This is a genomic window from Streptomyces sp. NPDC007164 (assembly GCF_040634135.1).
Classification (GTDB): domain Bacteria; phylum Actinomycetota; class Actinomycetes; order Streptomycetales; family Streptomycetaceae; genus Streptomyces; species Streptomyces sanglieri.
Genome location: NZ_JBEYFB010000019.1, coordinates 104,314 through 115,329 on the forward strand (window position 1 = coordinate 104,314; position 11,016 = coordinate 115,329).

The window sequence follows — 11,016 nt, forward strand, 5'->3', positions numbered from 1 at the left end:
GGGAGGAGACTCCTGTGTTCGCCGCCCCCACCCCCCGTACCCGCGAACTCGGGACCGATGTCCTGGTGGTCGGTGCCGGTCTCGGTGGTCTCGCCGCCGCGCTGACCGCCGCCCGGTTCGGACACCGCGTCGTGCTCACCGAGGCGACCGACTGGCCCGGTGGCCTGTTCACCGCGCAGGCCGTGCCACTCGCCGACGGCCACCGCATCGAACTGGACCCCGTCTCCCCCGGCTACCGCGATCTGCGCGAGCGGATACGCGACTTCTACCGGCGCAACTACCCGCTGTGTCCCGAGCCGTTCGCCGATCCGCTGCTCGACCCCGGCCTCAGCACCACCGGCCATCTCAGCCACGAGCCGCGCGCCGCGCTCGCCGTCGTCCAGGAGCTGCTCACCCCGCACCTCGCCACCGGCAGGCTCACCCTGCTGCTCGGCCACCGCCCGGTCGCCGCCCAGGCGGACGGGGACCGGGTCACCTCGGTGACCCTGGCTGCGGCGGACGGCGAGCCGGTGACGGTCAGCGCCCCCTACGTCGTCGACGCCACGGACCTGGGCGAGCTGCTCGGCCTCGCGGGCGTCGAGCATGTCACCGGCGCCGAGTCCCGCGAGGAGACCGGCGAGCCGCACGCGCCCGCCGTCGCCGATCCGCTGGACCAGCAGCCGGTCTCCTGGGTCTTCGCCCTGGACCACCGCCCCGGCGAGGACCACACGGTGGACCGCCCGGCGGGCTACGACCGGTGGTCCGAGGCCTTCTCCTGGGACACCGCGGAGCCGGGCGGCGGACCGGTCCGCTCCGTGCCGCTGTTCCTGCACGAGCCGGACGACGTCCCGCCCTGGGCCGCGCCGCCCAACGACCGCTGGCACCAGCTGCGGGCGCTGGCCCGGAGCCGGTATCTGCCCGGCACGTTCGACAGCGACATCACCCTGGTCGACTGGGAGCAGACCGCCTACGGCCGGCTCCCGCTGACCGGTGCCGACGACGAGGTGCGGGTCCGGGCCGAGCAGGAGGCGCGCGAGCAGGCCATGTCGTTCCTGTACTGGATGCAGACCCGCGCGCCCCGGCACGACGGCGGTCACGGCTACCCCGAGCTGCGGCTCAGGCCCGATGTCACGGGCACCGGAGACGGGTTCGCCAAGGCCCCGCACGTACGTGAATCGCGGCGCATCCGGGCGGAGTTCACCGTCCTTGAGCACCATCTGACCGCCGAGGCGCGGGCCGGGGCGCCGGGCGCCGAGACGTTCACGGACAGTGTGGGCACCCTGCGCTCCCGGATCACCCTGCACCCCAAGGCGGGTGGCGGCGCCGGACTGGACCTGGAGTGCCTGCCGTTCCAGCTGCCGCTGGGTGCGCTGCTGCCGGAGCGGGTGGAAAATCTGCTCCCGGCCGGAAGGAATATCGGCGCCACCCATCTCAGCGCGCCCGCGCTCGGCGGGCACGCGGGCCAGTGGAGCATCGGTGAGGCCGTCGGCGCACTGGTCTCCTACTGCCTGGAGCACCGGCTGCCGCCGCGTGCGGTCCGCGCGGGCGAGCACCGGCTCGCCTCCTTCCAGGACCGGCTGAGCAGTTCGCTCGGCCTCGCCCTCGACTGGCCGGACCGGCTCCGCACCGGACCCGTGACCAGTGCCGGGGCGCTCTACGCCACGCTCTGACCCCCGCTGCCCTTCCTTCGGGAAGGGCACTTTCCCGACCCGCTGGAAAACGCTTACCAATCCCGGCGGCTCACGCCCTCAGCCTGGACGGCCCTCTGTGACTGTGACTCCTTACCGTGTACTGCTCGTCGGCGCGGGCAACATCGCCCGCGCCGTCCATATGCCGGCGTTCCTCGAACTTCCCTCGGACTTCACGGTGGTGGGTGCCGTGGACGCCGATCCCGCGGCCGCCCGCTCCTTCGCCGCCGACTTCGCGCTCCCCCACCACTCCACCGATCTCGCCGCCTCGCTGGGCGAGGTCCGTCCCGATCTCGTCGTCATCGCCTCGCCGCCGGTGGCCCACCGGGAACAGGTCGTCGCCGCCCTGACCGCCGGGGCCTGGGTCTGGTGCGAGAAGCCGCCGGCGCTGAGCCTGGCGGAGTACGACGCCATGACCGCCGCCGAGGGCGAGCAGGGCCCGTACGCCCCGATCGTCTTCCAGCACCGGTTCGGGTCGGGGGCCGAGCACGCCAAGGCGCTCATCGCCTCCGGGGAGCTGGGGGCGCCGCTGGTCGCGCACTGCCAGACCACCTGGTACCGCGACGACGCCTACTACGCGGTCCCCTGGCGCGGGAAGTGGGCGACCGAGGGCGCGGGGCCCGCCATGGGGCTCGGCATCCACCAGATCGACCTGTTGCTGGAACTGCTGGGTGACTGGGCGGAGATCCGGGCCATGGCGGGGAGGCTGGCCCGTGACGTCGAGACCGACGACGTCACCACCGCCACCGTGCGCTTCGCCTCCGGCGCACTGGCCACCGTGGTCAACAGCGCGCTCTCGCCGCGCCAGCTGAGCCATCTGCGGATCGACCTGCGGGACGCCACCATCGAGCTGAACCATCTGTACGGGTACGGCAACGGCGACTGGACCTACACCCCGGCGCCCGGTGTCGAACCCGGCCGGGCGGCCGGCTGGGCGGCCCCCGCCGAGGACGTCCCCAGCTCGCACGGCGCCCAGCTCCGTTCGCTCCTGGCCGACATGCGGGCGGGGCGGCGGCCGCGGGCGAGCGCCGGGGACGGCCGCCGCTCCCTGGAGCTGATCACCTCGATGTACAAGGCCGCGCTCACCGGTCGCCCCGTCCTGGCCGGTGAGATCGGACCGGGCGACCCGTTCTACACGGCGCTGCACGGCTCGGTTCCCGGCTGGGCCCCGCAGGAGTCCGGGCGATGAACGACCGCCCGGACGGCGGCGTGGACCGCGCCCTGCTGCTCACCTTCGACGACCGGCACGTGCGCGAGTGGGCCGCGGCCGCGCCGCTGTTCACGTCGTACGGCGCACGGGTCACCTTCTTCATCTGCGAGCCCGACCGGCTGGACCGGGACGAGGTGCGGCTGCTGCGCCGGCTCGCGGACGACGGCCACACCATCGGCTGCCACGGCCTGCGGCACGAGCGCGCCCCGGAGTTCGTCGCCGCGCACGGCGCGGGCGCCTATCTCGACCGGGAGGTGGTGCCCGCCCTCGACGCGCTGCGCCGCCTCGGCTTTCCGGCCCGCAGCTTCGCCTACCCGTGCAGTGCCCGTGACGAGGACACCGACCGGCTGCTGCTCACGCTCTTCGACCGGCTGCGCGGCGGGGTGCCTGTCGGCCGTCGCGCCGATCCCGCCCTCGCGGACGAACTCCACGTCCCGGCCGGTGACGTCCCCGCCCGGCGGGTCCTGCCGGGGTGCTCGGTGGACTCCGGGCGCGGGAGCGTCGCGTACGGGGACGATCTCAGCGGTGTCGGGGCGGCACTGCGCCGCAGCGCCGAGCACGGCGGCGTGACCACGCTCTACGCCCACTGCGTCGCCGACGCCCATGAGGCCAACCACGTGACCCCGGCCCGGCTGGAGAAGCTCCTGGCCACGGCCGACGGCATGTCACTGCCCTGCGTGGGCTTCGACGACCTCCCGTGAACCACTTCCGCGTCGCACCCATTTCATCCAGAGGGGCCCTTCACTCATGCATGACGACCGCACACTGACCGAGGAACGGCTCGACCGCGCCCTGCGCGAGCGCATCCGCCCCGCCGTCCACCCCCGCACCGTGGCCCTGGAGTTCGAGGTCTGGCATGCCCCCGGCGAACCGGTGCCGTTCACCGAGGCGGTGGCCGCCCCGTACAAGCCGGGTGCCCTCGGCGACGACTGGGGGCCGGCCTGGGGCACCAGCTGGTTCCGGGTGACCGGCCGGGTTCCGCAGGGCTGGGCCGGTGAGACCGTCGAGGCGGTGATCGACCTCGGTTTCGCCAAGGACCGGCCCGGGTTCTCCGCGGAGGCGCTGGCCCACCGGCCGGACGGCGGCGTGGTCAAGGCGCTCAACCCGCGCAACACCTGGCTGCGGGTCGGCGACCCTGTCGCGGGCGGCGAGGAGTTCACGTACTACCTGGAGGCCGCCGCCAATCCGGAGATCCTGGACGGGGTCAGCCCGCTGGGCGACCGGGAGACCGCGGGCAGCGAGCCGCTGTACCGCGTCGAGCGGATGGACCTCGCGGTCTTCGACCGGCAGGTGTGGGAGCTGGTCCAGGACCTGGAGGTGCTCGACCAGCTGATGCGGCAGCTGCCGCTCGGCTCCGCGCGCCGCTGGGAGATCCTGCGCGCCGTGGAACGCTGCCTGGACGCCCTGGACCTGGACGCCGTGGGGGCGAGCGCGACCGCCGCCCGGGAGCGGCTGCGGGACGTCCTCGACTCCCCCGCGAACGCCTCCGCGCACCGGCTGTCGGCGGTGGGCCACGCGCACATCGACTCGGCCTGGCTGTGGCCGCTGCGGGAGACGGTGCGCAAGGTGGCCCGCACCACCTCCAACGTGGTGGCGCTGATGGACGACCGGCCGGAGTTCGTCTTCGCGATGTCGCAGGCCCAGCAGCTGGACTGGCTGCGCGAGCACCAGCCCGCGCTGTACGCCCGGGTGAAGGAGAAGGCCGCCACCGGCCAGTTCGTGCCGGTGGGCGGGATGTGGGTGGAGTCGGACACCAACATGCCCGGGTCGGAGGCGCTGGCCCGGCAGTTCGTCTACGGCAAGCGGTTCTTCCTGGAGGAGTTCGGGGTCGAGACCGAGGAGGTGTGGCTGCCCGACTCGTTCGGCTACTCGGCGGCACTGCCGCAGCTGGTGAAGCTCTCCGGCTCGCGCTGGTTCCTCACCCAGAAGATCTCCTGGAACACGACGAACCCGTTCCCGCACCACTCGTTCCTGTGGGAGGGGCTGGACGGCACCCGGGTGTTCACGCACTTCCCGCCGGTGGACACCTATGTGGCCGAGCTGTCCGGCGAGGAGCTCGCGCACGCCGAGGAGAACTTCCGGGACAAGGGCCACGCCACCCGTTCGCTGGTGCCGTTCGGCTGGGGCGACGGCGGTGGCGGCCCCACCCGCGAGATGCTGGCGCGCGCCGAGCGGCTCGCGGACCTGGAGGGCTCCCCCCGGGTGACGATCGAGACGCCCTCGGACTTCTTCGCGGCCGCCGAGGCGGAGTACGAGCGGCCGCCGGTGTGGCTGGGCGAGCTCTATCTGGAGCTGCACCGCGGTACGTACACCTCGCAGGCACGGACCAAGCAGGGCAACCGGCGCAGCGAGCATCTGCTGCGGGAGGCCGAGCTGTGGGCGGCGACCGCCGCCGTGCGGGCCGGATTCCCGTATCCGCAGGAGGAGTTGGACCGGATCTGGAAAAGCGTGCTGCTGCACCAGTTCCACGACATCCTGCCGGGTTCGTCGATCGCCTGGGTGCACCGTGAGGCCGAGGCCACCTACGCGCGGATCGCCGAGGAGCTCGAAGCGGTGATCGGGGCGGCGCAGCGGGCGCTGGCCGGCGCCTCGGAGGGCGGTGGCACGGTGGTGTTCAACTCCGCTCCGCACGGCCGGGCGGGCGTGGTGGCGGGGGGCGCGGCGCTCGCGCCGAAGCGGCCGGAACAGCCGGTGGAGGTCGAGGAGTACGACGGCGGCTTCCGGCTGGACAACGGGGTGCTGCGGGTGACCGTGGACGCGCGGGGGCTGGTGGTCTCCGTCGTCGACCTGGCGACCGGGCGGGAGACCGTCGCGCCGGGGGGCGCGGCGAATCTGCTCCAGGTCCACCCGGATCTGCCCAACCGCTGGGACGCCTGGGACGTCGACGCCTTCTACCGCAACACGGTGACCGATCTGACCGGGGCGGACGTGGTGCGCCGCAGCGGTGACGGCGTGGAGGTGGTGCGCAGCTTCGGCTCGTCCCGGGTCACCCAGCTGCTGACGCTGCGGCCCGGTGCCCGGCGCCTGGACATCGACACCGAGGTCGACTGGCACGAGCAGGAGAAGTTCCTGAAGGCGGCGTTCCCGATCGATGTGCGCGCCGATCACTCCACGGCGGAGACCCAGTTCGGGCACGTGCAGCGGCCGACGCACACCAACACCAGCTGGGAGGCGGCCAAGTTCGAGATCTGCGCCCACCGTTTCCTGCACGTCGGCGAGCCGGGCTGGGGCGCGGCGCTGATCAACGACTCGACGTACGGGCACGATGTGACCCGTACGGTCCGCGAGGACGGTTCGACCACGACCACGGTGCGGCTCTCGCTGCTGCGGGCGCCCCGCTATCCCGACCCGGCGACCGACCAGGGCGTGCACCGGCTGCGGTACGCGCTGCTGCCGGGGGCGACGATCGGTGACGCGGTCCGGGAGGGCTGGTCCTTCAGCCTGCCCGAGCGCCGGGTGGCGGGGAGCGCGGAGGTGGCCCCGCTGGTCTCGGTGGACGAGGACGCGGTGGTCGTGACGGCGGTGAAGCTCGCCGACGACGGAAGTGGGGACGTGGTGGTCCGGCTGCACGAGGCGCACGGCGGGCGGGTCTCGGCGCGGCTGACAGCGGGCTTCGCGCTGGCCGGGGCGAGCGTGACGGACCTGCTGGAGCGTCCGCTCGCCGACGAGCGGGCCGAGGTGGACGGCGATGCGGTCCTGCTGGGGCTGCGGCCCTTCCAGATCGTGACGCTCAGGCTCACACCGGGCAACGAGGGGTGAGAGAGGCGGTCGGGCGGCTTCCCGCCCGGTCGGAGGCCGCCCGACCGCCTCTGCGGGATACGGGGTGGGTGCGCGCCGCCGCGAACCCGCCCCGTACTCTTTTTCCATGAACGCTGGGGGTCCTGTGCGCCGTGTGATCGACGACCGTTTCGAGCTGGTGAACCGGCTCGGCAGTGGCGGGATGGGCATGGTGTGGCGGGCCCACGACCTGGCGCTGCACCGCGATGTGGCGCTCAAGGAGGTGCGGCCCCCGGACCCGGCGCTCAGCGAGAACGATCCGGAGTCGGCCAGGCTGCTGCGTGAGCGTGTGCTGCGCGAGGCGCGGGCGCTGGCCCGGCTCGACCACCCGGGCGTCGTCACGGTCCACCACATCGTGGACGGCGGTGACGGGACGTACCCGTGGATCGTGATGGAGCTGGTGCCCGGCGCCTCGCTCGCGGAGCGGCTGGCCGAGGGGACGCTCGGTCCGGTCGAGGCCGCGGAGCTGGGCCGGGGGGTGCTGTCCGCGCTGCGGGCCGCCCATGCCGCCGGAATCCTGCACCGCGACGTCAAGCCCGCCAATGTGCTGCTGCGGGCCGACGGGAGCCCGGTGCTCACCGACTTCGGCATCGCGGCGATCCGCGAGTCCACCAGTCTGACGGCGACCGGTTCCATCATCGGCTCCCCCGACTACATGGCGCCCGAGCGCATCCGCGGTGAGGAGGGCGATCCCTCGTCGGACCTGTGGTCGCTCGGCATGATGTTGTACGTCGCCGTGGAGGGCCGGCATCCCCTGCGCAAGGCCACCACGCTGGCGACACTGGCGGCCGTGCTGGACGAGGAGATCCCGCCGCCCCGGCAGGCCGGTCCGCTGACCCCGGTGCTGAACGCGCTGCTGACCCGGGACACGGCCGTCCGGCCCGGTACCGAGGAACTGGACCGGATGCTGGCGGCGGTCGTCGCGCCGGCGGGCGAGCCTGCCGGCGCCGCGCGGCCGCGCCCCGCGGCTCCGCAGGATGCCGTGCCGCCGGGTCCGCAGGCGCCCACCCGGCAGGACGCGGTGCCGCCCGGCTTCGGTGGCCCCGGCCCCACCACGGTCCTGCCCACCGCCCCTGTCCGGCGCCCGGCTCCCGCGAGCGGAACGGGCGCCACTCCCCCGCGTCCGGCGCCCGCGACGCTGGGGACCCAGGAGATCCGTCGCCGGCTCCGGCGGGGCCGTGTCTTCACGGTCACCACCGCTCTCGTGGGGACCGCCCTGACCGGGGCGCTGGTGTGGTCGCTGGTGCCCGACGCGGACGCGGAGGCTTCCGGCACGAAGCCTCCCGGCCCCGTGTCGGTCACTCCCGACACCTCGTCGTCCACCTCGGGCCGGCCCTCCGGCGGCGCGTCGCCCGACGGGGCCGACCGGGCGCGGGGCTCGTCGCGGGTGGATCAGGAGAACCTGCTGACACCTGCCGGGGCACGGTCCGTCGTCGCGGCGCTCAAGCCGGTGATGGGCACCACCGAGGTCACGTCGTTCACACTGTTCGACGTACACGCGAGCGTCGAGGCCCCGGTCGCGAAGAACAAGGCCCTGTACGACGTCTACACCTACCGGAGCGGCAAGGCCGCCCGTGAGCGCGCGGGCGGCACGCTCCCGTCGGACACCAAGTCCGTGGACCTGGAGAAGGTCGACTGGGACGCCCTGCCGGGGCTGATACGCCGGGCCGACAAGGAGCTCGGTGTCTCCGAGCCCACCACCCACTACGTGGACATCGACCCGGCCTCCCCGTTCGACAACTACCAGCCGACCCTCAGCGTGTATGTCTCGGACGAGTACGGCGGCGCCTACCTGCGGGCCGACATCCACGGCAAGGTGCTCAAGAAGTACCCCCGCAACGGCTGAACCCGGCGCGGGTCAGCCGAGCGCCCGGACCAGCACCAGCAGCACGGCCGCGAGGCCTACGCCCATCAGCAGCGTCCAGAGACCGGACGGGATCCCGGTGGCCGGCTCCTTGACCACGGCCGGCGGGGCGGCGGCGTTCGCCCGGGCCAGCCACTCGCGCGGCGGGTCGGCGGCGACGACGACCCGCCAGGGCTGCTCGGGGTCGTACTCGACAACGGCCCTGGACTTGTGCAGCAGCCCCTGGAGGTCGAGGGGGTGACAGACCCGCATCCGGTACGCGGGGAGCCCGTCGGGCATCACGGTCAGGTCGAAGGCGAACACGGAGTTGACCGACCGTCCGTCGCGGACCGGCCGGCCGGTCTTCTTGTCGACGGTCCGCACCCCGTTGACCACGGCGGGCGCGAAGGCGCGCGGCCCGCCGGAGCGCGGCTGCATTGCCGAGCCCGTCCCCAGCGGATCGGCCATGTCGCCGAGGAGCGTCAGGATCACGGCCGTCACGGGGGCGCCGGTCAGCAGCAGCCAGCGGGGGCCGTCCAGGGCCCCGTGGACCATCGCGGCGACGGCGAGTCCGATCAGGAGGACGGCCGCCAGCCTGAGCGAGGAGAAGAGCATGCGCAGGGACGATACGGGTCGGTTCATGTGAGGCGCAGCAGCTTTCGGTGGGGAACCGCGACCCGGGTGAGAGCGGGGTCGCCGGGGCGGTCGGCGTCGTACACGGCGAGGACGTCGCGTCTGAGGGCGACGCGGTCCACTACGGCCGGGACCTCGTGGCGCACCCCGTCCTCGTCGTCGAACACCACGGTGACCTCACCGGACTTGCGGCCCACCGACTGCCAGCCCTCCAGTACCGCGTCGGCCGTGCGGTAGCGGCGGGACAGCCTGCGCAGCCCCGCGGTGCGGCGCAGGCTCACCGCCGCGCCCCACCAGGCGGCGAGGCAGCCCACGCCCGCGACGGACCACAGGAAGGTGAGCCACTGGGAGACGGCGAAGTCGCCCAGCGGCACGACGATGTGGAAGCTGGTGACGGTGGTCCGCTCGACCTGGCCCTCCGCCAGCGCGTCGTACCAGCCGGCCAGTGCCGCGACGGCGGAGAGTGTGATCATCGCGCCCGGTGCCGCCCGGTGCAGGTACCGGGCGGAGAGCAGACCGAGGAAGACCGCGAAGGCGATCCCGAGCAACGCGGACACGGACGCGAACTGGTCACTGGCGCAGCCCCCGGCCAGGTCGCAGCTCCATTTCACACCGGTCGCCTCGTGGCTGGCGACATACCACATCGTCCAAACCTGCCACGCCATCAGCGCGCACGCGATGACACGCATCGCCTGCGCATAGGCTTTCTGCCGCACTGTTCGCCCTTGTCCTCGCCCGTCATGGGGCATTGACGTGCCCCGTCGGACGATATACGTGCTGTCCACACCCTGTCCGTGATCCACAACACGCCGGCTGCGGCGCGGCAGGGCTCAGACCGTGCCGGTCAGCGCCTTCGGCACCCAGCGGAGCTGCGCGGCCTCCTGGAACATGGCACCGCCCTCGTGGCCGTTGAACGGGTAGACCTCGATCTCCTTCTCGCCGCCGTAGGCGTTGTGTGCGGCGAAGACCGTGGACGGCGGGCAGACCTGGTCCATCAGCGCGACGGAGAAGAGCGCGGGGGCGGTGCCCCGGGCGGCGAAGGACACACCGTCGAAGTACGACAGGGTACGCAGGGCGGTCTCCTCCTTGCCCCGGTGCATCTTGAGGTAGCGGGCTATCTCCGCGTACGGGTTGGAGTCGGTGAGTGTGACGGCCCGCCCGAAGTGGCAGAGGAACGGGACGTCGACGGCGATGGCGGCCAGGCCGGGAACGAGCCCGCCGACCGCGAGGGTGATGCCGCCGCCCTGGCTCCCGCCGAACGCGACGGTGCGGGCGGGGTCGGCGAGCGGGTGGGACCGGGCCGCCTCGACGGCGCGTACGGCGTCGGCGTAGACCCGGCGGTAGTAGTAGGTGTCCGGGTCCTCGATGCCGCGGGTCATGAAGCCGGCGTGGGAGGGGCCGGAGCCGACCGGGTCGGGGGTGTCGCCGACGTTGCCGCCGCTGCCCTGGCCGCGCACGTCCATGATGAAGTGGGCGAATCCGGCCGCCGGCCACAGACCCCAGCAGTGCGGAAGGCTGCGGCCGCCGTTGTAGCCGTGGAACTGGACCATGAGCGGGAGCGGGCCCTCGGCGTTCGCGGGGGCGGTGAACCAGCCCTTGATCGGGTGCCCGCCGAAGCCGGCGAACGTGACGTCCCAGGTGCGGGTGCCGGTCAGTCCGGTCTCCACGGGCTCGAAGGTGACGGCGGGGTCGTGGCCTCGGGTCTCGGCGAGGGTCTTCGACCAGAAGGCGTCGAAGTCCTCCGGTTCGTCGATCTGCGGCCGGTAGGCGCGGAGTTCGGGCAGTGGCATGTCGAACAGGGCCATGGAGCTGGTCTCCTCACGGTGGGATCCGGAACAGTCTGCCGTGCGGCGTCACGGCATGGAGCGGCGGGGCCGGGTGCTGTC

8 protein-coding genes are annotated in these 11,016 nt (G+C 73.2%); 5 read left to right on the plus strand and 3 right to left on the minus strand.

What is annotated here, in order from left to right; all coding sequences use genetic code 11:
• Nucleotides 1-14 precede the first annotated feature (14 nt).
• The 5 genes from ABZ622_RS23555 to ABZ622_RS23575 all read left to right on the plus strand — a co-directional run bounded on the left by ABZ622_RS23555 (nt 15) and on the right by ABZ622_RS23575 (nt 8,500).
• On the plus strand, nt 15-1,649 hold the full coding sequence (locus ABZ622_RS23555; RefSeq protein WP_360546164.1) for an FAD-dependent oxidoreductase: 1,635 nt from the start codon (nt 15-17) through the stop codon (nt 1,647-1,649).
• 103 nt (nt 1,650-1,752) lie between these two features.
• On the plus strand, nt 1,753-2,856 hold the full coding sequence (locus ABZ622_RS23560; protein WP_360546166.1) for a Gfo/Idh/MocA family oxidoreductase: 1,104 nt from the start codon (nt 1,753-1,755) through the stop codon (nt 2,854-2,856).
• Nucleotides 2,853-3,578 carry a polysaccharide deacetylase family protein gene (locus ABZ622_RS23565; RefSeq protein ID WP_360546168.1) on the plus strand — a complete coding sequence of 242 codons (726 nt, stop codon included), beginning with the start codon at nt 2,853-2,855 and terminating at the stop codon, nt 3,576-3,578. Before ABZ622_RS23560 ends, ABZ622_RS23565 begins: the two co-directional genes overlap by 4 nt.
• A 46-nt stretch (nt 3,579-3,624) precedes the next feature.
• Nucleotides 3,625-6,636, plus strand: a complete 3,012-nt coding sequence (locus tag ABZ622_RS23570) for a glycoside hydrolase family 38 C-terminal domain-containing protein (RefSeq protein WP_360546170.1) — start codon at nt 3,625-3,627, stop codon at nt 6,634-6,636.
• Between the two features lie 106 nt (nt 6,637-6,742).
• Complete coding sequence (locus ABZ622_RS23575; RefSeq protein WP_360546172.1) at nt 6,743-8,500, plus strand: serine/threonine-protein kinase; 1,758 nt, start codon at nt 6,743-6,745, stop codon at nt 8,498-8,500.
• Nucleotides 8,501-8,512: 12 nt separating this feature from the next.
• On the opposite strand, the gene ABZ622_RS23580 is transcribed toward ABZ622_RS23575, so the two are convergent.
• The 3 genes from ABZ622_RS23580 to ABZ622_RS23590 all read right to left on the minus strand — a co-directional run bounded on the left by ABZ622_RS23580 (nt 8,513) and on the right by ABZ622_RS23590 (nt 10,935).
• On the minus strand, nt 8,513-9,139 hold the full coding sequence (locus ABZ622_RS23580) for a hypothetical protein (RefSeq protein ID WP_360546174.1): 627 nt from the start codon (nt 9,137-9,139) through the stop codon (nt 8,513-8,515).
• Nucleotides 9,136-9,819 (minus strand): hypothetical protein, encoded by a 684-nt coding sequence (locus tag ABZ622_RS23585; RefSeq protein ID WP_360546176.1) that lies wholly within the window; start codon nt 9,817-9,819, stop codon nt 9,136-9,138. The genes ABZ622_RS23580 and ABZ622_RS23585 overlap by 4 nt, the downstream gene beginning before the upstream one ends.
• Nucleotides 9,820-9,960: 141 nt before the next feature.
• Nucleotides 9,961-10,935, minus strand: coding sequence for an acetylxylan esterase (locus tag ABZ622_RS23590; protein ID WP_360546178.1), 975 nt, complete (start codon nt 10,933-10,935; stop codon nt 9,961-9,963).
• Nucleotides 10,936-11,016: the final 81 nt, after the last annotated feature.

Excerpts from the sequence above, each read along its gene's own strand:
- ABZ622_RS23565 (WP_360546168.1), top strand. The coding sequence starts at position 2,853 with ATGAACGACCGCCCGGACGGCGGCGTGGACCGCGCCCTGCTGCTCACC.
- ABZ622_RS23570 (WP_360546170.1), top strand. The coding sequence starts at position 3,625 with ATGCATGACGACCGCACACTGACCGAGGAACGGCTCGACCGCGCCCTG.
- ABZ622_RS23575 (WP_360546172.1), top strand. The coding sequence starts at position 6,743 with ATGAACGCTGGGGGTCCTGTGCGCCGTGTGATCGACGACCGTTTCGAG.
- ABZ622_RS23580 (WP_360546174.1), bottom strand. The coding sequence starts at position 9,139 with ATGAACCGACCCGTATCGTCCCTGCGCATGCTCTTCTCCTCGCTCAGG.
- ABZ622_RS23585 (WP_360546176.1), bottom strand. The coding sequence starts at position 9,819 with ATGCGTGTCATCGCGTGCGCGCTGATGGCGTGGCAGGTTTGGACGATG.
- ABZ622_RS23590 (WP_360546178.1), bottom strand. The coding sequence starts at position 10,935 with ATGGCCCTGTTCGACATGCCACTGCCCGAACTCCGCGCCTACCGGCCG.